Consider the following 24,109-nt stretch of genomic DNA (forward strand, 5'->3'; position numbering starts at 1 on the left):
GGTGTTGTGCTGCTCTCACCTCCAGAGGCGAATTCGATCTTACCATCAAGCGGCGATGGATGAAAGTCACTAGCGCAGCTGCGGCGGTGGCGCCACCGACTCGCGTACCACGAGCGTGACCGGTAGAACGACGTGCGGGATCACAGGCGTGGCCTCCGCAGAGGGCTGATGCTCATGATTGGCGCGCTCGCGGTCACGGTGGTGCTCGTGGGCCTCGATGCGCTGGAGCAGCAGCTCCACGGCGGCAGTGGCTACCCGCGTCGATGGCTGTTGGACCGTCGTTAGCGATGGCGTGATCATGGCCGTGAACTCAACGCCATCGAAGCCAGTGAGCGAGCAGTCGCGCGGCACCTGTAGCTGCAGCTCACGCAAGGCGCGCAGCGCCCCAAGAGCAATCATATCGTTGGCCGCCACGACCGCGGTCGGACGCTCGTCCCCCACAGCAGCAAAGACTCCCTCACGCGCACAGGCATGGATGGTCTCGTAACCGTGACTGGCGCGATACTCGCCAAAGCGCAGGAGCAGGTTTACGGTGGCGGACGCACTCCCGCCTTCGGCCAGGCCGGCGCGGAGACCATTCAGGCGATCGGTGACAGTGGGCAGACCCTCCGGCCCACCGATAAAGAGCAGCGAGCGGTGCCCCAACTGCGCAAGCAGCCGCCCAAGCTGGCGCCCCCCATCAAAGTTGTCCACGAAGACGCCTGGCAGATTATCGATACGCTCGTCAACGACTACCACAGGCACCCCGGCAGCCACCGCCTCCAGCAGCGCTCGATTGGGAACGCGCGTCCCGGGGAAATAGAGCAGGCCGTCAACCTGACGACTGAGCAGCATCGAAAGATAGTCGGCCTCCCGCTTCGGATCAAGATTCGTGTTACAGAGAATGACGCTATAGCCCCGGTCGTGCGCGGCGATCTCCATCGCCTCAGCCATGCTGCCAAAGAACGGGTTGGCCAGGTCCGGCACCAGCAGCCCTAGCGAACGGCTGCTTTTGCTCACCAGGCCCTGGGCCAGCCGATTCGGGCGATAGCCCAGACGCTCGATGGCTTCCAGAACCCGCAGGCGCGTAGGCTCGCTGATCGGTCTCCGCCCCGAGAGCACATGCGAGACCGTGCTTACCGAGACACCCGCCGCCCGCGCAACATCTTTGATGGTGGTCATCCCTGCTCCGCTTAGGACCTTTCACCAGGTAATCAAAACGTTTTGACTTTGATAGGGGAAGTATAAGGGAAAACGTTTTGATTGTCAAGGGGTAGGGCCTGGCTGCCGCCCTGTCGTCCGCTGCTGGTCGCGAGCGCAGGCCAGGGTGGAACAGTGGGCGAGAGCGGCAGCCCACCAGAGGGATCTTTGAGCGCCAAGGCACCGGGACATCAGGCCCTGTGCAATCTCAGGTCCTGGGAGCAGCCTCAAAGCTCTGCTCGATCAGCAGGCGCAGCTCTTCGGCACCTACAGCGCGCGGACTGTTGACGAGGAGGCGCTGCTGTTTGAGCGCTCCCTCGACGAGGGCTGGTATCTCCTCACCTGTATAGCCGAGCGCCCCCAGGTCGCTGGGCACCCCCGTATCGCGCATGAGGGTCAGCAAGGTCTGTGGCAGGATCTCGCGTCGCTGCGCCTCATTCAAGCCGCTGACCTGGGCCCCGAGCAACTGGGCTGCCCGCAGATGACGCTCCGGGTCAGCGGGATAGGTCCAGCGAAAGGTTGCTGGCGCGGTGACGATCACTGAGAGGCCATGCGGGATGAGCGGCTCTTCGCGCGGATAGTCAGGCGGCGAGAAGCGCTTGACCATGCCGGCGATGGGATAGGCGAGGGCATGCGGAATATGGACGCCGGCGTTGCCGAAGCCGATGCCGGCATAGGTGGCTGCCAGCGCCAGATAGGTGCGGGCCTCGACGTCCATGCCGTTGAGGACGGCCCTGCGCAGGTAGCGCCCGAGATATTCCAGCGCCTTCTCGCACCAGAGATCGCTGATGGGATTGCTCCCTACATAGACCGGACGCTCCTCCGGCTTGTGGCGCGGGCGGGCGTGGTAAGGCCGGCTGGTATAGGACTCCAGCGCGTGGGTGAGGACATCGAAGCCAGGATAGGCCGTCGCCATCGGTGGCAGGGTGACTGTGTTGAGGGGGTCGATAATAGCGAATGTGGGACGGAGAAAGGGGTGCGAGATGCCAGTTTTGACTTTGAGAGCGAGGATATCTAGAATGGCCACCGCCGTTGTTTCGCTGCCTGTGCCGGCGGTTGTCGGTATGGCGATGAGCGGCTTGAGCGGTCCGGGGACGGGCTGCCCCTTGCCGATGGGCTTATTGACGTAGTCCATGAGCGGCGCCGGGTAGGTGGCATAGAGGCGCGCCCACTTGGCAGTATCGATGCTGCTGCCTCCGCCAATGGCGATCATTCCATCGTAGTTGCGGCCCTCGATGAAGCGGGCGATCTCTTCAAACGAGCGATCCGTCGGTTCGACGTGAACGTCATCGTAGATGTCTGCCTGGAGGCCCGCCTCGGTGAGCAGACGGCGCACGCGCTCGGGCAGGCCGAGCTGCATGAGGCCGCGATCGGTGACGATCAAGGCGCGCTGGATACCCAGCCGTTTGGCATCATAGGCCACTTCGGCAGTTGCTCCTACGCCAAACTTGATGGGGGTCATCTCCATGACAAAGACGGTTTCGTTCGGAATGTCGAGGCACCCCATGATGGTTCATCTCCCTCGCAGTAGCTGCTTCATGACCTTCCCGCCAGGGTTGCGCGGCAGCTCGTCCCGCACTTCGATCAGCGCTGGCACTTTAAACGAGGCCAGGTGCTGCGCCGCGAAGGTCCGCAGCGCTTCGCTATCCAGCACCTGACCCGGACGCGGCACCACTACCGCCTTCACGATTTCTCCGTAGAACGGGTCCGCCTGTCCAACGACGGCCACTTCCAGCACAGCGGGATGGCCATACAGAACATTTTCGACTTCGGCGCAGTAGATTTTTTCTCCTGCTCTATTAATCATATCCTTTTTGCGATCCACAATGTGCACGAAACCATCCTCGTCAAGGCGGGCCATGTCACCTGTCAGGAACCAGCCGCCGTCGAGAAAGGCCGCCTGCGTCGCCTCTGGATTGCGCCAGTACTCTTTGAAGACCATAGGGCCGCGAATAGCCAGCTCGCCGACCTCCCCTGGAGGCACCGGCTCATGATGATCGCCTACAACCAGCAGCTCGCTGACCGGCAGGGGCAACCCCGCCGAGCCGGGTCGCTCTAGCTTGTAGCGGTCCGGCAGGCAGGTCGCAGGCGAGGTGGTCTCGGTCAGGCCGTAGAAGTTGAAAAACCGCACCTGCGGGGCTTGCTGCGTCCAGCTCCGCACGACATCTGGTGGCAAAGGGGCCCCACCCGAGGCCGCCAGGCGCAGCGATGAGCTGTCGCGCTGCCGAAAATCGCTGTGATTCATGAGCATGATGTACATCGTGGGCACGCCGAAGAAGTGTGTCACACGCTCGCGTTCGATCAGCTCTAGTGCCGGGCCGGGCCGGAAAGGCAGGCGCTGCAGGACAAGCGTGCCACCCTGATAGAGAAACTGGGCGAACTGGGCCGCCAGCCCGGTAATATGAAAGATGGGAACGCCGAGCAGAGTGACGTCGTCAGCGCTCAGTCCCTTGACCAGCTCGTAGTTGAGGAGGGTGTGGATGAGGTTAAAGTGGGTGCAGATGACTCCCTTGGGCAGGCCGGTGGTCCCCGAGGTATAGCAGAGGTAGACCGGGCTGTCTTCGTCGATCTCGACCGGCCTGGGGTGGCCGCCGCGCAGCAGGTCGCGCCAGGGACGAGTTCCCGCCTGCCCCTGGGCGTGCTCGTCGCCAATCACAAAGACGCCCCGGAGTTCCTTCAAGGCTGCCTGCTCTGGGGCCAGTTGCTCCCAGTGCTCTGTTGTTGTAATCAGCACCCGGCTGCCAGAATGCGCCAGCAAAGCCCCCAGCTCCGGCCCACGCAGGCGCGTATTGAGTGGTACCAGCACCGCCCCCAGCAACGAGCAGCCAACTGCGGCAATGACGAACTCCGGGAGGTTGCCGGTAAGAACCGCCAGGCGCTCGCCAACGCCGAAAGCGTAATCCTCTTGCAGAACTGCTGCCAGTGAACAGGCCTCCTCCCAGAGGTGACGATAGCTCCAGCGCTGGCCTTCGAAGACCAGCGCGGTTTTCTCTGGGAAGGTCTCCACCGAGCGGCGCAGTACCTCGTTGAAATGCCGTGGGCGACGAGCATAGGTCAGGACCGTTCTGCCGTAATGGGTCTCGCGTGTGCGCTCTGGAAGAGGCCCAGACGTAACTGACGGCTCCGGCCTCATCTTTCCTCCTCCTCCTTTCCTGAGTGATTCAGTCATTTCTTCTCTCTGGCCCTGGGCCTCGTCCCGGGCGGCATTTCACCGCTTGTCATCGATCTCGTCTTCGAGAATGGCGACAGCGCGCACCGGCGAGCCGGTGCCCTGGCGAATGCGCAGGGGGAAGCCGGCAAAGATGAAGCGTCGCCCCACCAGTTGCTCAAGGTTGGCCAGGTTCTCGTAATGGGTGATTCCGTGGGCACGGCACATCATATGACAGGGATAGGTTCGGCTGATGGGATTATCTGGGCTGGGCGCGTCCACGCCGAAGGTTTTGACCCCATGCTCAACCAGCCAGCTGCTTCCAGCCTCATCGAGGCCGGGGTACTGGCTCAGATAGGCAGCGGTACCGTGGTAACGGTTGTAGGTGCCAGTGTAGAGCAACAGGATATCGCCGCGCCGCAGCTCGCTTCTGGAGCCTTCCAGGGCCAGATCGAGATCGCGCGCTCCGATGTAGCTCTGCGGCTCCTTAAAGGAGACATCAAGGCAGAGCGCTGGACCATAGAAGAGATCGAGCGCCATCTGGTCGATCGAGGGAGCCTCGGGACGCGGATCAAGGTGGCTGAGAGCGTCAACGTGAGTGGGACCGTGGTCGCTCATGAGCAGCCCGCGCGACTGGTAGGAGAAACCACCTTCGAAGTTCCTGCGCGTCTCTTCATGCGAATGGTGCTCCCAGATCACGGTCTTCAGGTGACCCGGATAGACGTACATGCCCTGGTAGATTTCCTGGGATAGGTCGATCAGGCGTGTCATTGTTCGCAATCCCTCCGCGTGTAGAATAGCTGACCTGATGGGCCTCTCGCTCTTAATACATGACGATGCCCGCTGAGACATTGAGGTCCTCCCCTGTGATGGAAGCCGCCTGCTCCGAGGCCAGGAAGACCGCCGCGGCAGCGACCTCTTCCGCCGCAACCAGCCGCCCGAGAGGGGCATCGCGCAGGAAGGTTGCGCGCGCCTCCTCCAGACTGATACCCTTGATCTCAGCTTGCTTGCGGATGACCTGTTCGATGCGCTCGCCCTCGACGGGACCAGGAGAGATCACATTGACGCGGATGCCATAGGGGCCAACCTCCCAGGCCAAGGTACGCGCCAGCCCCACCAGCGCCAGTTTGCTGGCTGCATAGGGTGTGCGTCCGAACAGGGGCCGTTTACCGGTCATCGAGCCAATGAAGAGAATGCAGCCGGAAGCCTGAGCGATCATCAGCGGGAGCAAGGCCCGGCAGCAGAGAAAGGGGCCGCGGACATTGACAGCAAAGGTCTCTTCCCAGGCGTCAGGGGTGACCTCCCAGAGGGGGGTGGTTGGTCCAGCGGTGCCGCTGTTATTGACCAGGATATCTACCCGTCCAAAATGCTCGCGCACGGCCTGAGCAAGTCCGGCGACCGCCGTCGCCTCGCTGACGTCGGTCGGAATGACCACGGCCTCGCCACCGAGGTCGCTGACCATCCGGCGCGTTTCTTCAAGGGCGGCCACAGAGCGAGCGGCCAGCGCCAACCGAGCGCCGGCTCGGGCGTAGGCCAGGGCGATCGCGCGACCGATGCCACGTCCGCCACCGGTGATGACGGCCACTTTCTCCTGCAAGAGCATATGCAATGCCTCCTCAGCGGAACGCTATGCAGAGCCAGACGAAAGAGGAGGCAGCCCGCTCCAAAACGAGCGGCTGCCTGCGGTGGTAGGGTCGTCGCCTCAGTTGCTCTGCCCCTGGCGGCGGCTCTGGGCCTCCTTGACCCAGCGGACAATCTTCTCGGGAGTGATCGGCATCTCGTCAATGCTGACCCCGAAGGGTCTGAGGGCATCTTCGATGGCACTCGTGACCGCTGGCGGCGCCACCATGCGCCCGCCCTCTCCACCACCTTTGACTCCATAGGCAGTGAAGGGCGAGGGTGTCTCTTGATGGTAGACCTCGATGGCAGGCACATCGCTGGCCGAGGGCAAGAGATAGTCGACAAAGGTCGACGTGAGATTCTGCCCATCCGGCCCGTAACGCACCTCTTCTAAGAGCGCCAGCCCGATGCCCTGGGCGATGCCGCCGCGGATCTGGCCCTGCAGCGAACGCGGATTGAGCACGGTGCCAACGTCGTGCACGGCCACATACTTCTTGAAGAGCACCGCGCCCGTCTCGATATCCACCTCGACGGCCACCAGATGGGCGGCGTGCCCCATGATCGGATAGAAGACCCCCAGATCCTTGCGGTCGTCGTGCGGCTTCGTGGTATAGGGATGATCGTAGGTAAAGGTGCCTTCAAGGCCGCTCTCCAGCTCGGGCGGCAGGTCAAGCTTGAACCAGTAGGCGCGCATGCCGATATCAGCCAGGCTGACAGAGGAGGAGGGAACGCCCTTGACGCGCACCTGGCCGCCAACGAGTTCCAGATCGGAGACGCTGGCCTCGAGCATATGAGCGGCAATTTTGAAGATTTTTTCTTTGAGGCGGGCGGCAGCACCATGTACAGCGCCGGCCAGCATGACGGTCATGCGACTGCCACCCGGGCCGGCGCTTGGCAGGGCGTGAGCGGTGCTATCGTAGGTGACGTTGACGTCGCGGGGATCAATGCCCAGCTCTTCGGCCACGACCTGCGCCGCCACGGTCTCGGGACTGTTGCCCCAGAACGGCGAGAACATGGTGACCGTCACTCCTCCGGTTGGGCCAACGCTGATGCGCACGCTTTCCGGGGTTGAGTTGAGGCCCGTGGCTGGCGCGGGGTTGTGAAACCAGAACTCAGTCGAGCTGTAGGTGCTGCGCTGCTGAGCTGTCGCCAGCCCAATGCCTAGATAGCGCCCCTCCTGGCGCGCCCGCGCCTGCTCCTGGCGCCAGGCGTCAAGGTCGAAGTGCTCCAGGGCCAGGTTGAGGACGCCAGGATAGTTACCGCTGTCGTAGACGTTGCCGGTCGGGATCTTGTAGGGGAACTGGTCGGGCTGAATGAAGTTGCGCCGCCGGATCTCGACGCGATCGATCCCCAGCTGCTCGGCGGCAGCATCGACCAGGCGCTCAAGCACCCAGTTGCCAACGTCGGAGCCAGCTCCCCGAAAGACGGTCTGCTGATTTTTGTTGGTCAAGACGGCCTTGATGCCCGTTTCTACGCTGCGAATGGTATAGGGGCCGGTAATCTGCGCCATCATGTTGGTATTGCCGGTAATGGCAAAGATGAAGTAGGCGCCATAGTCGTCGATGGTCCGCAGGCGCAGACTGAGGAACTGGCCGTCTTTGGTCACCGCCAGCTCGGCATCGTAGATGCGTTCCGGCCCCTGAGAATCGTTGGCCATCAGGTTGTCCAGGCGATCTTCCATGAACTTGACCGGGCGGCCTGTAACTTTGGTGAGGGCGCCGGCGATGCCGATGACCTTGGCCAGGAAATGCTTGCTGCCAAAGCTGCCCCCGGTGTACATCGGGTAGAAGTTGAGCTTGTGAGGGGGGATCTTGAGCATGCTGGACATGACCCAGGAGGCCGAGTTGAGCATGTTGGTATTCGACCAGATCTCCATCGTGTCTCTGGCCGGGTCATAAGCGCAGACGGCCCCGTTCGGCTCCAGTGGGGCTGCTGTGGCCCGCGGCCAGCGCAAGCGGCGCCGAATGACATGATCGGCCTGGGCGAAGTCGCCATCAACATCACCGAAGGTAAAAACATGGTCATAGACGACGTTGGTCCCAAGGTTCTCGTGGACGAGCGGCGCGCCGGGCTGCATGGCGCTGAGGGCGTCGGTCACCGCTGGCAGCGGCTCCCAGTCAATTTCAACCAGGTCAAGGGCGTCCTCAGCGATGGCGCGGCTCTCGGCAGCGACAGCGACCACTGCTTCGCCGGCATAGCGCACTTTCTCGACGGCGATGGCGTGTTCGACTACAGGCTCAGCGCAGAAAGCCGGTACAGGACCAATGACTTCGGCGGCCTCCTTGCCCGTGAGCACAGCCTGCACTCCCGGCAGAGCGCGCGCCGCACTGGTGTCGATGGCCCGAATGCGGGCATGAGCATAGGGGCTGCGCAGAACGGCGGCGTGCAGCATGCCTGCGATCTTGAAATCGTTGATATAGGTGACCGTTCCCATGAGCAGGGCAGGATCTTCTCGCCGCTTGAGGTCCTTGCCGATCCAGGCTCGTTCGCTGACGGTGGTGGTCATGGGGCACGCTCCTTTCGTGAGGTCAAGCTGTCGTCCCCGAGGGGGTGGCCGCCTCCGCCTCCTCACGCAGGCGCTGGGCCGCCAGGCGGATGGCCTCGACGATGTGCTGATAGCCCGTGCAACGGCAGAGATTGCCGGAGAGGGCGGAACGGATTTCCTCTTCGCCAGGATCGGGATTCTGCTGAAGTAGCTCATAGGCCGTCATGAGCATACCCGGCGTGCAAAAGCCGCACTGCAGCCCCTGTTTTTCCCAAAAGGCTTCTTGTAGGGGATGCATACGTCCGTGAAGGGCCAGGCCCTCGACGGTCATCACCTCATGGCCATTGGCCTGGACAGCCAGCAACAGGCAGGCCCGCACGCTCTGGCCGTCGAGCAGGACGGTGCAGGCGCCGCAGCTGCCGTGCTCGCAGCCGGCGTTTGTACCTGTCAGTTCCAGGTCCTCTCGTAGCATGTCCAGCAAGGTGCGACGCGGCTCGACGAAGAGGCGATGGGGAACTCCGTTGACAGAGACGCGCACTGGGATAAAGTCGTCTTCCATCATGAGTGACTCCTTTCTGCGCGCTGGGCGGCCCGCGCCAAGGCACGCCGGGTCAAGACGCCAGCCAGGTGACGGCGATATTCGGCAGAGCCGTGGATATCCGCGGGCGGCTCCTTGAGTTCATCGACAACGGCTTCCGCGGCGGCCTGCCAGGCCGCATTGTCGGGATGGCGGCCCCGGAGGACGGTTTCAGCGGCGATAGCCTGTAGGGGGGTAGGGGCAACGCTACAGAGAGCCAGGCGAGCCTGGGCGATAGTGCCATCTTCGGCCAGGCAGATGACAGCGGCAACACCGGCCAGGGCGTAATCGCCCTCACGACGCGCGAATTCGAGGAAGGCGCTACCACTGCGGGGCGGCAAGCCAGGAAGGTGCACTTCGGTCAGAATTTCCCCATGCTGCAGAGCCGTCTGAAATGGTCCCTTGAAAAAGGCCGCAGCCGCGACGGTGCGACTGCCAGTGCTGCTCTGCAGGGTGAAGGCAGCGTCCAGGGCCAGCATCACGGCGGGTAGCTCCGCCGCCGGGTCGGCATGGGCGAGGCTACCACCCAGCGTGCTCCGGTGGCGAATGGCGAGATGCCCGACGTAGTGGGCGGCTTCGGCCAGGAGGGGCTGCCGGGCTGCTACCAGTGGATCGCGCTCCAGGGTAGCATCGCGTGTCAGGGCGCCCAGGACCAGGCCACCATTCCGCGGATGAATGAAGGCCAGTGCCTGGATCTCGTTGAGGTCAATGAGGGCCGAGGGCCGCGCCAGACGGAGATTGAGCAAGGGAAGCAGGCTCTGGCCACCAGCCAGAAGACGCGCCTCATCACCCTGCTCGTCGAGCAATTGCGCGGCCTCAGTGATGGTATGTGGGGCAAAATAGCGGAAACGCGCTGGCTTCATGAGCAGTTTCCTTCCTTTCTCGTCTCGGAGTCCTTCAGGTCAGGGGCCGTCAGCCAGAGAGCAGGCGGTAGCCCTGCGATCTCGTTCGGAGCAAGGGCGACTATCCTTGCTGTCTGTTCTGATCATCGCTTCTTCCATTGCTTGCTCAAGAGGGCGATGTCCAGGTGAAGAGTTCGATGACATGGCCATCGGGATCACAGATGTAAAGCTGCATGACGCCATCACCGCGTGGTCGCGGTCCTCCAACAATGGGCACTCCCAGAGCCTGCAGGTGCTGTCTGGCCACCTCCAGGTTCGCGACCTCAAAGGCCAGGTGGGTGACACGCCCGAGGGCCAGCTCCTCGGGCAGATAGCCAGGATGCGTTTCCAAGGCACGCCCGGCAACTTCTTCGCCAATTAGGTGGATCTGAAAATCTCCTCTGGTCAACCAGGCCCCGGGGAAGTCAAAGTTGGGAGGACGAGGAATCTCCTGCATACCCAGTACCTGGCTATAGAACTGGCGCGAACGGTCTACCTCTTTTACCAGCAGAGCTACATGATCGGCTCGACGGATGTCCATCACAGTGCACACTCCTGCCAGGGGACAGCTATAAGGTCACTCCGCGCCGCTGTCGCTTCCTTTCCTAGCGTAGCATCCCGGCAGGGTGGAATACATCGGACAAAGGATGGTTGGAGGGAGAGACTTTCGAGGGAGGGCTTCCTCCCCCAAAAAGGGGAAGGAGGCCGTCCTTAAGTGGCCAGTGGGAGTGTGACGCGGACCAGTGTGCCCTGGGCCGGCACGCTGATGATCTCCAGGATGCCCCCAATCTGACTGGCGCGCTCGCGCATGGAGTGCAGCCCCAGATGGCCGGGAAAGGCGGCAGAGGTATCGAAGCCCTGGCCATCATCGCCTACTTCCAGCACTATCGCCCGTGTCTCTCTGTAAAGAGCCAGCTGACAGCGATGAGCACGCGCATGCTTGACCACGTTGTAGAGAGCCTCTTGAGCAATGCGATAGAGCGCTTCTTTGGTTTCCAGGGGGAGCGCTGGCTCAGCGTCAAGCCGTGTCTCTACGTTTAGCTGGTGCAGGGCTGTAATGGCCGCGGCGCGCCGGGCGAGCGCCTCGACGATGCCGTTGCTCTCCAGGGCTTCGGGATGGAGGGCGAAGATTAGCGAGCGCATCTCTGCATGGGTAGCTCTGGCCAGGGAAAGCACGTAATCAAGGGATTCGCGCGCGTGCGCCTGATCAGCCTCCAGAGCAGCCCGGGCCGCCTGCGCCCCCAAGATGATGCCATAGAGACCCTGAGCAACTGAATCGTGCAGTTCACGCGCCAGGCGTTGACGCTCTTCCAGGGCGGCTTTTTCCTGAGCGGTCAGGAGCAGCCGCGCGTTCTCGACAGCAACGGCTGCTTGGTCGGCAATGGCCGAGAAGAAGGCGATCTCGCTCTCATCGGGCGGCGGCCCCGGCGGACAATACACGGTAAAGACGCCCCGGCATTCGCTGCCATAGATCAAGGGAATGCAGACGATGGTCTCCCAGCAGGATGCGCGCAGGAAAGGGTGAACAGGCTCGTAATGGGGGTCGGCCAGTAATGCCTGACGCAGACCGGTCGCCACGACCGTCCGCCGCTCCGCGTAAGCCTGCATGGTAGGGAGGCAGATGCCCTGCTGCACCAGTCGCACCAGGCCGGGGGCATAGCCTGGCGGGAGACCGTAGCTGCCGACCACGCGGAAGAGAGGAGGATCACCGTTGATAAGCGGTACGAGGCAGGCCATGACCCCTGTTGCCTGGACCACGCTCCGGGCCAGGGCGTTGAGCGTGGCTTCCAGCGAGCCGGCTCCAACCAGCGTGCTGGCAAACTGAGCCAGCACTTCAGCTTTGCGTTCAAGCTGGCGCTGGAAGGTGAGGTCACGCATGACGATGATGGTGAACCACTCTCCCTGACTCTCGATGACGCTCTGCTGGCATTCTACCTCTCGTTTCTCTCCACTGGAACGCAGGATGACCGCAGACCAGCGCCCGGCCCGCAGGCTGAAGAGCTGGGCGCTATCGCTTTGCTGCTGGGGGAAGAGGACGCTCAGAGGCTGGCCCTGCAGGCTGCTGGCTTCACGTCCGAAGATCTCGGCGGCAGCCCGATTCCCATAGAGACAGATCTGCTCGGCATTGCTGATCAGGTAGCCGTCTGGAGACAGATCCAGCAAAGGCGCGACGATGGTCGGGTCTAACCGACTGAGATGCAAAAGGTGCTGAAGGGGCAGGTGGTTGCCCCCTGCTCTGCGAGAGGTCAGGGCGGGTCGCGAGCTGCTTAACATGGTGGTACCTCCCTTGAGGCGCACCTCCCCGGTGGGATAGACGAGGAAGGTGCTAGGGCGCGGGCATTAAGCCATTGCGCATGGCATACAGGACGGCCTGGGTGCGACTCTGTACGCCGAGCTTGTGGAGAATGTTGCTGACGTGGGTCTTGACTGTCTCTTCGCGCAGACGGAGTGAGCGCGCAATCTCTTTGTTCGACTGGCCCTGGCCGACAAGCTGAAGCACCTGCTTTTCGCGCTCAGTAAGCTTCTCAACCTGGTCCTGCCCGCGCAGCTCGTGCATCAGATGAGTGAGGGCCGAGGGGGCAAGCTGCACCTGGCCAGCGGCTGCTGCGTGCAGGGAGCGACACAGTTCTTCGCCGTCGAGGTCTTTGAGCAGATAGCCAATGGCGCCAGCTCGCATAATTTCGACAATGGTTTTCTCATCGAGCACGCTGGTCAGCCCGAGCACTTCGATCTCGGGCAGCTCTTTGCGAATGGCTGCTGTGGCGGCGATGCCGTCCATGACAGGCATCAGAATGTCCATCAGGACGACATCGGGCATCAGCTGGCGCGCCAGTTCGACGGCCTCGGCGCCGTTCGCTGCCTCACCTACAATTTCGATCTCTGGGTCCATACGGAGAAAGAGGCGCAATCCTTGACGCACTACTTTGTGATCGTCTGCTATCAGGACGCGAATCATTGCGCAGCCTCCTTGATCGATCAGCGGCGACCTCTTTACAGGCAGCATTCCGAAGCAGAGTATACCATACCCAGCAGCGCAGCGAACGGAGTCCCCGCCCCCACCTTCGCTTCGAGCGGTGCCTCCGCCGGACACAGCATCTTGCCCAGGATGGCTAGAGGAGTCCCCGGGCTTTGGCTTGCGCATAGGCCGCTAGTGTGAAGCTATCGGTGATCTCGTTTTCACGGAGCAGACGCTCAAATAGGGGGAGCGGCGTCGGCAGAATCTCTTGAATGGCCTCCCGCCTGTCTGTCTCGCCGTAGGCCGCGACTTCAGCGTAAAAGAGTTCGTCGCACTCCGCCGCCATGCCGGTATTGGGATGGATCTGTCCCAGAGGGACGAGACGTAAAGGTCTTGCCCCTAGCTCTTCTTCAAGCTCTCTATAGGCGCTTTCTTCGCTGGTGCATCCTGGCCAACCAAATCCTCGTGAAATCTCTAGATGCCAGGTACGCGTGGCATGACGAAAATGACGTAACAGCAGGACTTTTCCCTGATACATCGGGAGAATCGCGACACCGGGCGTATGCTCTCTCGGCTCCACCAGGCGGAGATAGGTACCGAGCGCGCCATCTGGGAAACGTACCGCATCGCGCAGCACAAGCAGGTATTGATCACGATAGGCGAGGCCTGCCTGCGACCATTCCCTGGCCCTGGCCGGGTCTATTCCTTGCTCGATGAGTGCCGCTTGCATGACGGCCTCGGCCTGAGCAATCGCTTCCTGATCAAGCAGGATTGTAATGGCAGTCCCCTCGGGATTGCTGAAGAGCTGGGGGCGCTCCTGAACCAGTTCGAAGTACTGCTCTGGATTCTTCATCTCGTTCTTGCTCCTGCAAAACCTGGTAAGATCCTCAGTCACTACGTCAGGGAAGGCGCCAGGCCGCACGCAGGAGCTCGGTTCATGAGCAAGCAGGCTTGGCCGCGCCTTCAGCAGATCCACGATGCCCAACACGTTCCAGAGTAGTCCAGCCTTTTCGTCACTGTCAAGGTGCGCCTCCGGCCAGACCCTCTCTCAGCCGGCTCCGCCTCTATCACCCTGGCTGATCATAGCTTGACGCAGAAGAAGGAAGTATGATACAATTCCCGTATCTCTCTTTGGGCGTGTACTCGTGGCCACAGGAGCCAATTCCTTGATTCGCTACGGAGCAAAGGCCCATGATTGCCAGGCAGCGCACCGGCTCCAGCTTAGCAGCGCGAGCGAGTCAGCTCCCCTCTGACTCGCAGCTCCCTCCCCGGCGGGCCTCCAGCCAGTTGCGCAGCACGCTGACTCACGCCAGGGTCCTGGATCACTCGCCGACTTCGTCTCTCCTCCATCAACCGCCCGGCTCCTCCCCGTCAGGATACTTCTCCCGTAGACGAGCTGTTGATCCCCCCCCGTCTGGCTTTCTACTACAGAGTAGACAGCCTCTCCAGGCTTCCCCGTTCCAAGCTCCAGGTCTTCAGCCAGCATGGCAGTCGGTCCCCTGGAGAGTGGCCGGACCGGCAATCCCTTCTCCTGGCCTGCGTTATAACCCTGGTAGCAGACAGCCTGACCTCTCCAGCAGTAACGTTTAGGAGTAATCAGAGGGAACTCAGCCTTATCCTTCATCCAAGGAGCGACGCATAGGACAGTAGAGCAGAACGCTACTTCTCTGAGCAAAAGGAGTCTGGCCTTGAATCAGTCTCCCGAATCATCTTTACCACCGAACCGGGACCAGGCCCAGCCAACGCAGCCCCAGCCACCGGACAGGATTGGACGCGAAGGCAACGTTGAATTTGAGCGTCTGAACATCGATGAGTTGGAGAATATTCCAGTTGTAGCTCAGGCCCTCGATAATCAGTGGCTTCCGCGCAGCTTGCTTGAGCCAGCGTTTCAGGTGGGGGAAATGACATCGGCCCACAAGCGAATCTTAAGAAATCACGTGCGCTCGGAGTATATCCGCTTCCTGATCCACAGCGAACAGCTTATTCTTAATCGCGCTTACCTTTATAACTCGTCAGCAGTGACCCAGGATTACGTCGGTCGACATAATCCGACGCGCCTGATCTTCAAGGATTTGCTCGAAAAGGCGGTCATTGTCCCTTTCCTGCTCCACGAGCGCAGTCCGGCAGACCCGCCACAGTCCTTGCCAGCAGGCCAGGGAGAAGCTTTTGGCGTCACGGCTGCCTTCGAGCAGTGGCGGGAGATCTGCCAGGAGGTACGCCCTCGCTGTCTCCGCCTTTCCTGGGATGATCAGGAGAATGCACGCCGGGCCAGGCGGCTGCTGGTGCATCCCTTTGCCAGTTTCGCCAAGTCCATTACCCAGCATGATCTCGATCTCTGGCTGCAGGACCTCGGCCTGCCAGAAAGCGCCAGGGAGCCTTTTCGCCAGCGCCTGGTCGAGGTCGAACGCTTTTGTCTCGATCTGACCGCCGCCGGCAAGGAGGTGACGCGCGATGCTCTCTATAAGGAGTTTGTGGTCACCGGGCCAAATACGGCAGAGCGGCGCTACGACCGCCGCAAGCCTTTCGCTGCCGAGTTGAAGCAGCTCTTCGATCTGCGCTATAATGCGAATCTGCCTGATGCTCTGGGCAGTTATCTGTTGACGCCCGCCGATAGCCTGCCACGTATCTCCTTGCAGGAGCTGACTGCCCCCCAACGGTTGCCGTCGATCACCGGCGAGGAGATCGTGCAGCACCTGAAGCGCCTGGCCTTTGATCTCGTCCAACAAGGACTGAACCTTCCGTCTCTGCATCTGCTCAGTCTGCAGGATGTGGCCGAGATCCGCCGCATGGATGAATGGCAGCACTACATGCAGCAGCTGCGGACCCTGCTCGCCCAACCTCAGACGTTCGCCGACGGTGGCGCCGCTCATGTGTATGAGAGCTACATGCGCTTGACAAGAAAAATTGTCCATCTGATGCAAGAGAGAAGACAGCATATCCGGCTGAGGGTTTGGTCCCCCGTAGTAGTGATCGTCTTTAATATTGCCGGAGCCCTCCTTGAGGTCACGCTGACCAACAACGGCCTGCTCTACTCGCTGATCGGGCAGGTCGCAGGCACTCTGGTGGGAGAGACTGCCTCGGTTGTGGGAACGCTGGTGATCCGCGATGCCGCCCAGCGACGCACCCAGCAGGACCTGAGCATGAGTATCGATTTTATGCGCTGCCGTCTGCGCTCGGCGTACCAACAATGGCGCGAGATTCAGCGCATGGTCCGCTCCTTGCCGGGCTTTCAAGAGAGCGAGGCTTCGTCAGCCAGGCTTGACGAGGCTGATTCCAACCTGAGTGGATCGGAGAGCGACGCGCGCCCAGGTTGAGTCTCGGGCACATCACGAGGAGACAAACAAATCACCAGCCGCCAGCCGCCTCGCTCACTCGCGGTCAGGTTGCCGGTGGGCCGGGCAAAGACCGCTGGCAAGACGGCCTACGTGGATCTGGTTCACCTCAGTAGATTCCTGCACACATTTGGCTGGAAAGGAACGAGGGATATGATTTTACCGAAGGAGCGCGATCCGCGCCTGGTGACCATCCGCCGCGGGGGGACGCTCACCGATGAGCATCACCACTTGCTCGCCCTTTGGGCAGCGACCTGCGCTGAGCACGTGCTGCCGCTCTTCGAGTCGGTGCGAGCGGAAGATCTTCGACCGCGTCAGGCCATCGCCTCTGTCCGCGCCTGGGTCCGTGGCGAGATCAAGATGATGGAGGCCCGCGCGGCAGGCGGGCATGCAATGGCAGCAGCCAGAGACCTGCGCGGGGCCGCTCGCTACGCCGCCTATGCCGCTGGCCAGGCCGCCGTTGTTGCCCACGTTGCCGCCCATGCACTGGGCGCCGCCGCCTATGCGATCAAGGCCGCTCAGGCTGCCGCACCGGCGGGCGAGCGCGAGCGCGTTCGGCTGCGTGAGTGCCAATGGCAGCGCGATCAACTGCCCGACGCCATTCGTGAGCTGGTTCTTGACGATCAGCAGGCCCGCAACGCTCTTTGCTGGTTCGTCTTCTCTTGATCTGATCTACAGAAAGCCCCTTGATTGATGCCTATCTGGTGGCAGTGGTGGCTGGTGAGCCAGAAGAGCTGACAACGCCTCCTCTCAGTATCAGCGCTCTAAGGCAGTCTCGGCGCCCGGCCTGGTCGTAGCGCCTCTTATGAGGCCCTATTGAGGAACGGCTCAGCTAAACGGACGGGCAGGCAGGAGACAGGCAACGCATTAAGAAACCATAAAAATAAAGGGGAGCGCCTTTTTCCCTCTGCTACACATTGACAGAGACCAGTCTACTTCTCTAGACTCCTGGCAGAGAAGCGTCTCCTGCCAGCTAGTAGGAGATGCCTCTGGCCTGAGAGGGAAACGATCCTGACTTCTCCAGAGGCCCGACCTGGCTTTCGTTCTGTGGTTGTGGCCTGCTGCTTTTTCTTTTGGGCCATGCTCCTGGCTGGCGAGTAAGCAGGCAGCCGATTGACAGGTGGAAGGTATCATAAGAGGGAGGGCAATGAGCAGAGGCAGGAACGTCCTCACAGGAGATCTGACACCCGAAGAGGGGAAAGGAGCTGCCGATGCCCTGGTGGTTCTTCCGTCGCCGCCGCGCTCCAGCCACTGCCGCTGGTCCAACAGGTTCGACTCCGTCCGCGCCTGATCGGCAAACTGGCGAGGGTGCTCTACCGCGCCTGCAGGGCAACCGTCGTTATCTCCAAGAGCAGCCCTACTTGCTGCCTAAAGACCTCGGCGAGGTGAACCGGCTCGACTTCCAGCATTATGTCCTGCGCAGCCTGCTACGCGGCAACTATTTGGCCCCGATTGGTCAGCCGCGCCGTATCCTCGACGTGGGGTGCGGCACAGGTCAGTGGGCCTTTGAACTGGCCCAGCAATTCCCTCAAGCTGAAGTCATCGGCTTCGATCTGGAGCAGGTCAAGGTCACCAGCACGCCCCCAGCGAACTTTCGCTTCGTGCAAGGCGATGCCCTGCAGGGGCTGCCCTTCGAAAGTGGCTCGTTCGATTTTGTTCACCAGCGACTGCTGATTCTGGCTGTGCCTCTGCCCTCGTGGCCAGGGCTGGTGCAGGAGCTGGCGCGCGTCACTGCTCCCGGTGGCTGGGTTGAGCTGGTTGAGACCAGCACTATGCACGATTTCGTACCGGCGGGGCCAGCTACGCGCGCATTCTATCAGCTGGGGAGGCCCCTGGCTGCTCTACGTGGACTGGATGTCGAAGGGGTTGTACTGCGCTCACTGGAGCGCTATCTGGTGGAGGCTGGCCTCATCAATATTCAGCGCCAGCTGGTTGAGGCTCCCGTCGGTGACTGGGGGGGACGGCTTGGCTCCCTATTGGCGCTTGATCTCCGCGAGGCCTCTAAAGCCGTAAGCGGGCCGATCGCCACCCTCTCCCACGTCCCGGAGCAGGAGGTGCTGGATCTGATTGAGCGTGCGAGCCAGGAATGGAACACGCTGCAGACCCGCTGTCCCTTCGTAGTCACCTACGGTCAGAAGCCGGTCCACAGCTGAGAGGCCCGGGCCATCTCCATCATCTCGTTCGTCCCGGCAGCAGCGAGGTTTACCAGTGTCTGGTCCAGGCGGATGGCCGTCCACCTGGGCCAGGCAGCCACGACAATGCCCAAAGGAGAGCAGCCTTGATTAGGGGTCCTCACAGGCAGGCATTAGCCAGCAAGCGCACCGGCATCCACCAGCAGCGTGCTGCCGGTCATCAAGATTGACAAATCACTGGCGCAGAAGAGCGCCACCCGTGCCACGTCATCGGGCACGCCCGCCCGCCCCAGCGGCAGACTTTCGCCGAATGAGTCGCCGAGCACATCGGGCGCTCCGGCGACCGTCATCTCCTGACGCAGCTCGGAGATCCCCGGCGTGCGGATCAGGGTCGGAGCCAGGGCCAGCACGCGAATATTGTAGGGGCCAAACTCAATGGCCAGGCTCTTCGTCAGGCCCCGAACGGCATGCTTGGAGGCGACATAGTGCGCCAGGCCAGCCCCTCCCTGGTAGCCAGCAGTCGAGGCCAGATTGATAATTACGCCGCCACGTTGGGCCTGGATCATGCAACGCGCCGCCTCGCGCGCTCCCAGAAAGGTCCCGCGCAGATTGATCGCCAGCACCCGGTCCCATTGCTCATCGGACATCTCCAGCGCCGGACTGCTCGGATAGATGCCGGCGTTATTGACCCAGATATCCAGGCTGCCCAGCTCCTGCACGGCCCTCTGGGCCAGCTTGCGCACTGAATCGCTGTCTGTGACATCAACAGAGGCAAATAATGCCTGCACCTGATAGCGCGCGGCAAGGCGCTCAGCCGCAGCCTGACCCTCATCGGTCCGCACATCACCTAACAGCACCCCCGCTCCGGCCTCCGCCAGGCGCTGAGCGATGGCCAGGCCAATGCCACGAGCGCCACCGGTAATGACCGCATTGCGCCCGCGCAGCGAGATCAGCTCGCCAGCGTCTTTTGACTCACATCAGGAATCGCCATTGTTTCCGCTCCTTTCGACGGCTGTTTGTCTGGCCAGACAATAGGAACATAGTGAGACAACCTCGTCGTGCCCCGTCAGGAGAGAGGCTCACAGACAGCATATACCGAAGGAAAGGTCTGTTGCCAGCCTGCAAGCGCGCGCTCAGGTGCTCTCTCTTGCACTGGGCGCAGCAGTCTGGTCCTCCACCCTCGCTGGCGCTGGCGGTGAATTCCGTGCCGCAGCCTCTCGCTCGCTGAGCAGCAACCACCCCCATCAGCAGGCAAGCAGGCAAAGGGAAGACCAGGCCATCAGAGGAAATCAGCACCTGAGAGAGCGGCGCGCAGGGCGCCGTAGGCGGCGGCCTTGTCCCCAAGAAGCGCAGAGACAATCGGCGTCTCGCGCACCGCTGGCGCCCCATAGCGCGCGAGATCCTCGCGCCACCAGGGGGAGAAGAGATCAAACGCCTCACAAAGGCCACCCGTGATGATAATCAGCTCAGGATCAAACAGGCTCGCAATGCTTGCCAGGGCCAGCCCTAGCAGGTGGCCCATCTCTTTGACAAGGGCCAGACAGGCTGGCTGCCCTTGCCGGGCCTGAGCAATTACTTCATACGAGGTCAGAGGAGGATCAAGCTGCTGGCCGCGAGCAGCCAGGGCGCTGCCCGAAGCCACTAACTCCAGAAAGCCATGATCGGGATCAGGGAGATGAGTGCGATCGAGAGTGAGCCAGCCAAAGGCGCCGGCGCTCCCATGTGCCCCCCTGACCAGCCGCCCCCCCAGCATCAAGGCCCCGCCGACCCCCGTGCCGACACTCACCAGGGCGACCTGCTGGCGTCCGCGCGCCGCTCCCCGCCAGGCTTCACCCAGGAGCGCCAGCTGCGCATCATTGCTCAAGACCACCGCCGCCCCCAGGCGCTGCTCCAACTCCGCAGCCAGCTCGCGCTCATGCAAAAAGGGGAGATTCGGCACCCAGAGCGAGCGGCGCCGGGTGCAGGTACCTGGCAGCCCCAGACCAATGCGCATCACCGGCTCTCCCTGCTGCTGAGCCACCGTTTCAACCAGCTCTACCAGCGTGCTCAGAAACTCCTCATAGCTCGCCGGAGTTCTCATACGGGGCGTCAGAACCACCTCGTCGGTCCCGGTGAGGTAGGCACCCTGGATCTTCGTACCGCCGACATCGATGCCCAGCTCCATTGTCTCTGCAGACCTCCTGCTGCCATTGCGATGCTCAAAGCCAGACCAGCTTAGCCTTTAATGCCGGTCAGTGAGATCCCTTCGATAAAGTAGCGCTGCGCCCACAGCGTCAGCAGCACACTGGGCAGAATGCCGATCGCCGTGCCGGCCATGACAATATTGGTGAAGGTGACGCTCGATGTATAGGTCCGCAGCCCATTCAGCGAGAGGACCACCGTGCTCATCTCCGGCGAGTAGACCATCGAGAGAGGCCAGAGGAAATTGTTCCACTGGAAGACGAAGGCGAATAAGACCAGCGCCGCCGCCGCCGGACGCAGCAAAGGCACCACAACGCGCCAGAGGAGCGTCCACTCCGAGGCTCCATCCAGACGGGCGGCCTCCAGCAGCTCATCGGGAATCCCGGCAATAAACTGACGCATCAAGAAGATGCCGAAGCCGTTGGCCAGATTGGGCAGAATCAGGCCCGGATAGGTATTATCGAGATGCAGGGCCACCATCATGCGATAGAGGGGGATCAACATGACAAATTGGGGCACCATCATGGTCGCCAGGACGCCGACGAAGAGCGTATTTTTCCCCCGAAACTGATGTTTCGCAAAGACATAGCCGGCCATGATACTGGTGAGCAGAATGCCCGTCGTTGAGCAGACAGTCACGATCAGCGAATTAAGAATAGCGCGCGCAAAAGGCGTGACCTCGAAGACGGTCCGATACGAAGAAAAAGCCGGGTGCGCAGGCCACCAGACCGGCGGCAGCGCCTCCAGGTCCTCTGGTGACTTCAAACTGGAAGCAAGCAACCAGAAGAAGGGGAACAGCATCACCGCCAGGATGAGCGCCACACAGAGATACTGCAGCGCCAGCGAGAGCCAGCGCCGTGCCCGACCGTGGCGCCGATAGCTCTTGACATAGACCGACATCTTTGCTCTCCTTCGTCGTCTGGATTCATTCAAGCCCCTGGAGGGGTCCCGCGCGTCAGGTTGCCCCCGCCCTCGCGCGGTTGCTCCCCATCCCTTCCTTGCTGGCCGTCACAGGGAGCGGAAGAGACGCAGCTGGAGCAGGGAGAGCACCAGCACAATGGCCAGCATGACCATCGCCATCGCGCTCGCCAGTCCCGCCTGCCCATAGTTAAAGGCTGTGATGTACATCTCATAGGCAGCGACATCGGTTGAATTGACCGGCGAGCCTTGCGTCAGCACATAGACAGGATCGAAGACCTGCAGCGTATTGATGGTCAGAATCACAAAGACAAAGGCCAGCGTGCGCCGTAGCAGGGGAAGGGTAATAGACCAGTGACGGCGCCACCAGCCGGCCCCATCAAGAGCAGCGGCCTCGTAATACTCCTGGGGAATCTCTGTCAGGCCCGCCACCACCATGACCACATAGTAGCCCAGCGTCTGCCAGACATTCAAAATGACCAGCGAGAGCATGGCTTCATGGACGGAGCCTAGCCAGCCCTGCGCAGGCAAATGCAGCCAGCTCAGGATCTCATTGAGGGGGCCATACTGAGGCTCATAGAGATAGCCCCAAACAATGGCTACCGCCACCGTCGGTATCATATAGGGCAGAAAGAGTACCGTGCGCAAGACATTGCGCCCGTAAACCTGGGCCTGGTAGAGAAAAAGGCCGAGCAGAATAGAGAGCGGCAGAATGATTACGAGATTGGCCAGCGAATAGAGAAAGACATTGAGCAGAGCCGTGCGAAAAATCGGCTGTTCAAAGATGGTCGCGTAGTTACTGAAGCCGACCCAGCGCATGCGCGAGTAAGGAATGGCCATCGAGCCTTGATGCAAGCTGATCCAGGCCGTTAAGAGAATCGGCACTGCGACAAAGACGATCAGTAAGCCCAGGCCCGGGCTGAGAAAACCGAGCGTGGTCAGCGACCTGGAGCGGATCAGCGAGCGCTGCCGCTGTATCAATTGCAGACCCTCCCTTCACAGGAAGCTTTCAGCTCCCCCATTGGCAACCCTGGAGAACGCAAGAGAAAGGAGGTGCAGCCCTCCCGGGAGAGATGGAGCGTTCTCACTCTCTCCCGGGTATGCGCCGCCTGGGCGGCCTACACGAGGCCAGCGCGGCTGAGATCGAAGCGTCTGCCAGCAGCCCCGCAGGACCTCCTTTCTCAGGCTCTCCTTCCCCCAGTATCAGGAATCCTGTTCCGTCCCACCTACACCATATCAGGCATAGTAGCGACTGAGAATCTGGCTGAGGTTGTTCTGCGCCTGGGTCATCGCCTGCTGAGGCGAACTCTGGCCGTACATGAGCGCCTCCAGCGACTTCTGCAGGCTGGTCGTGAGTTCATCGCCACCCAGCACCGTCGGGAACGGAACGCTGTTCTTGAGCTGCTGGACATAGGTGCTGATGAACGGCTCGCTCAAGTCGGCCTGATGGGCCGTCAGATCCGAGGTGCGACTTGGCAGAATCCCCATCCCCATCAGGATATCACCCATTGCCGAGGAGCCATTTTTGCCACTCTGAGGGCCGTTGAGCCACTGCAAGAACTGCCAGGCCGCCTCTTGCTGGGACGGGTCAGCATTGGCGTTGACGACCGTGCTCCAGGAATACGACACGCTATGGGAGCCGCTGCCGTGCGGTCCCACCGGAATAGGAGCCGTGCCAACATCGCTAAAGCGCGCTCCCATGCCGGCCTTGAGGTTGCTCTCCCACCAGTTGGCCATAATAATCATCGCCGTCTTGCCCGCGACGAAATTCTCAAGATAGGGTCCGGTTGTCGAGGCGTTGGCCTGGCCCATCGCCGGATCGGTGACCTTCTTCTGGAAAATCAGCTGATAGTAGAGGTTCGCCGTATCAAGGGCCGCCTGGCTGGTCAGGAGGGGCTTGTGATCGGCAGACAGGAGCTGGCCGCCGTCCGAATCCACGAGCGAGAGCCACGGGTGGACGACGCCGCTATTCCAGCTGGTGATGACCCCAAAACCCTGTTGGAGAATTTTGCCGGAACTGTCGCGCTTGGTCAGTTTCACGGCATCGCTTACCAGTTCGTCCCAGGTGGCCGGAGGGTTGGCTATACCGGCTTCGCGGAAGAGGGCTTTGTTGTAATTGAGGGCGTAGAGATCAACTTCGTTGGGATAGCCATAGGTCTTGCCGTCGGCCTGAACGGCGGAAACGACGTTCTGTGGATAGGCCCGCTGGATATCCTGGACAAAGGTGGTCGGGGCCTGGGCTACCAGGCCGTCCTGCACGAGCTGAGGCAGCCAGAGATTGTAGATGCCCATGATCGTCGGCCCGCTGGCGCTGCTTCCCTGGGTGGTGATGGTTGTCAGCAGGTTGCCAAAGGGCACAGTGCGCACCTGGATCGTTACCTCAGGATGCAGCTTTTCGTAGGCGCTGATAGCCTGATTGAGCTGGTCAACCTGGGGACCCGACCAGTGGGTCAGATAGGTGATGGTTACCTTACCGGAGGACGAGCCGGTACTGCTACCGCCGCAGGCAGCAAGCAGGAGGGAGAACAAGACCAGCACGAGGGTGACTCTCAGTGTTGGGCGCGTAAGTGAAAAGCGTAGCATAGCTACCTCCAGAGAAGTATCTCATGCACGAGTTGGGCCGGGGGACAGCCTCCTTCGCAGGCCAGGCGGGCCAGGAGAGTGCTGGCCTCTGCCGTCGATCGCATGAGTGGGCGCTGT

The 24,109-nt window shown here is 61.7% G+C and carries 21 protein-coding genes; 3 read left to right on the plus strand and 18 right to left on the minus strand.

What is annotated here, in order from left to right; translation table 11 throughout:
* Positions 1-69 precede the first annotated feature (69 nt).
* From KTAU_RS11295 to KTAU_RS22145, 13 genes are all read right to left on the minus strand, one after another.
* Positions 70-1,161: a LacI family DNA-binding transcriptional regulator gene (locus tag KTAU_RS11295; RefSeq protein ID WP_151728480.1), complete on the minus strand. Its 1,092-nt coding sequence runs from the start codon at positions 1,159-1,161 to the stop codon at positions 70-72.
* Between the two features lie 226 nt (positions 1,162-1,387).
* On the minus strand, positions 1,388-2,686 hold the full coding sequence (locus KTAU_RS11300) for a hydroxyacid-oxoacid transhydrogenase (RefSeq protein WP_151728481.1): 1,299 nt from the start codon (positions 2,684-2,686) through the stop codon (positions 1,388-1,390).
* 6 nt (positions 2,687-2,692) lie between these two features.
* Positions 2,693-4,312, minus strand: a complete 1,620-nt coding sequence (locus KTAU_RS11305) for a class I adenylate-forming enzyme family protein (protein ID WP_170293228.1) — start codon at positions 4,310-4,312, stop codon at positions 2,693-2,695.
* Between the two features lie 75 nt (positions 4,313-4,387).
* Positions 4,388-5,098: a cyclase family protein gene (locus KTAU_RS11310; RefSeq protein ID WP_151728483.1), complete on the minus strand. Its 711-nt coding sequence runs from the start codon at positions 5,096-5,098 to the stop codon at positions 4,388-4,390.
* Positions 5,099-5,150: 52 nt separating this feature from the next.
* Positions 5,151-5,930, minus strand: coding sequence for an SDR family NAD(P)-dependent oxidoreductase (locus KTAU_RS11315; RefSeq protein WP_069804351.1), 780 nt, complete (start codon positions 5,928-5,930; stop codon positions 5,151-5,153).
* 99 nt (positions 5,931-6,029) lie between these two features.
* Positions 6,030-8,453: a xanthine dehydrogenase family protein molybdopterin-binding subunit gene (locus KTAU_RS11320; RefSeq protein WP_069804350.1), complete on the minus strand. Its 2,424-nt coding sequence runs from the start codon at positions 8,451-8,453 to the stop codon at positions 6,030-6,032.
* Between the two features lie 22 nt (positions 8,454-8,475).
* Positions 8,476-8,994, minus strand: a complete 519-nt coding sequence (locus KTAU_RS11325; protein WP_069804349.1) for a (2Fe-2S)-binding protein — start codon at positions 8,992-8,994, stop codon at positions 8,476-8,478.
* Entirely contained in the window at positions 8,991-9,872 is an 882-nt protein-coding gene (locus KTAU_RS11330) for an FAD binding domain-containing protein (protein WP_151728484.1), read from the minus strand. Before KTAU_RS11330 ends, KTAU_RS11325 begins: the two co-directional genes overlap by 4 nt.
* A gap of 145 nt (positions 9,873-10,017) precedes the next feature.
* The gene (locus KTAU_RS11335) at positions 10,018-10,431 is read right to left on the minus strand and encodes a VOC family protein (protein WP_069804347.1); all 414 of its coding nucleotides are present in this window, start codon (positions 10,429-10,431) and stop codon (positions 10,018-10,020) included.
* Positions 10,432-10,601: 170 nt separating this feature from the next.
* On the minus strand, positions 10,602-12,164 hold the full coding sequence (locus KTAU_RS11340) for a PAS domain-containing sensor histidine kinase (RefSeq protein WP_069804346.1): 1,563 nt from the start codon (positions 12,162-12,164) through the stop codon (positions 10,602-10,604).
* A 52-nt stretch (positions 12,165-12,216) separates the two neighbouring features.
* Entirely contained in the window at positions 12,217-12,846 is a 630-nt protein-coding gene (locus KTAU_RS11345; protein WP_069804345.1) for a response regulator, read from the minus strand.
* A gap of 154 nt (positions 12,847-13,000) precedes the next feature.
* The gene (locus KTAU_RS11350) at positions 13,001-13,699 is read right to left on the minus strand and encodes an NUDIX hydrolase (RefSeq protein ID WP_151728485.1); all 699 of its coding nucleotides are present in this window, start codon (positions 13,697-13,699) and stop codon (positions 13,001-13,003) included.
* Between the two features lie 368 nt (positions 13,700-14,067).
* A complete protein-coding gene (locus tag KTAU_RS22145; RefSeq protein ID WP_265576171.1) occupies positions 14,068-14,196 on the minus strand; it encodes a hypothetical protein in 129 nt (42 codons plus the stop codon).
* 338 nt (positions 14,197-14,534) lie between these two features.
* On the opposite strand from KTAU_RS22145, the gene KTAU_RS11355 reads away from it, so the two are divergent.
* The 3 genes from KTAU_RS11355 to KTAU_RS11365 all read left to right on the plus strand — a co-directional run bounded on the left by KTAU_RS11355 (position 14,535) and on the right by KTAU_RS11365 (position 18,331).
* Complete coding sequence (locus KTAU_RS11355) at positions 14,535-16,160, plus strand: hypothetical protein (RefSeq protein ID WP_151728486.1); 1,626 nt, start codon at positions 14,535-14,537, stop codon at positions 16,158-16,160.
* Between the two features lie 171 nt (positions 16,161-16,331).
* Positions 16,332-16,844 (plus strand): putative immunity protein, encoded by a 513-nt coding sequence (locus KTAU_RS11360; RefSeq protein ID WP_151728487.1) that lies wholly within the window; start codon positions 16,332-16,334, stop codon positions 16,842-16,844.
* 545 nt (positions 16,845-17,389) lie between these two features.
* Entirely contained in the window at positions 17,390-18,331 is a 942-nt protein-coding gene (locus KTAU_RS11365) for a class I SAM-dependent methyltransferase (RefSeq protein WP_151728488.1), read from the plus strand.
* A gap of 152 nt (positions 18,332-18,483) precedes the next feature.
* On the opposite strand, the gene KTAU_RS11370 is transcribed toward KTAU_RS11365, so the two are convergent.
* From KTAU_RS11370 to KTAU_RS11390, 5 genes are all read right to left on the minus strand, one after another.
* On the minus strand, positions 18,484-19,263 hold the full coding sequence (locus tag KTAU_RS11370) for an SDR family NAD(P)-dependent oxidoreductase (RefSeq protein ID WP_151728489.1): 780 nt from the start codon (positions 19,261-19,263) through the stop codon (positions 18,484-18,486).
* Between the two features lie 326 nt (positions 19,264-19,589).
* The gene (locus KTAU_RS11375; RefSeq protein WP_151728490.1) at positions 19,590-20,474 is read right to left on the minus strand and encodes an ROK family protein; all 885 of its coding nucleotides are present in this window, start codon (positions 20,472-20,474) and stop codon (positions 19,590-19,592) included.
* A gap of 50 nt (positions 20,475-20,524) precedes the next feature.
* On the minus strand, positions 20,525-21,391 hold the full coding sequence (locus KTAU_RS11380) for a carbohydrate ABC transporter permease (RefSeq protein WP_151728491.1): 867 nt from the start codon (positions 21,389-21,391) through the stop codon (positions 20,525-20,527).
* Positions 21,392-21,499: 108 nt separating this feature from the next.
* A complete protein-coding gene (locus KTAU_RS11385) occupies positions 21,500-22,390 on the minus strand; it encodes a carbohydrate ABC transporter permease (RefSeq protein WP_151728492.1) in 891 nt (296 codons plus the stop codon).
* 255 nt (positions 22,391-22,645) lie between these two features.
* On the minus strand, positions 22,646-23,992 hold the full coding sequence (locus KTAU_RS11390) for an ABC transporter substrate-binding protein (RefSeq protein WP_151728493.1): 1,347 nt from the start codon (positions 23,990-23,992) through the stop codon (positions 22,646-22,648).
* Positions 23,993-24,109 lie beyond the last annotated feature (117 nt).

Origin of the sequence: Thermogemmatispora aurantia, from assembly GCF_008974285.1 — a bacterium.
GTDB lineage: Bacteria > Chloroflexota > Ktedonobacteria > Ktedonobacterales > Ktedonobacteraceae > Thermogemmatispora > Thermogemmatispora aurantia.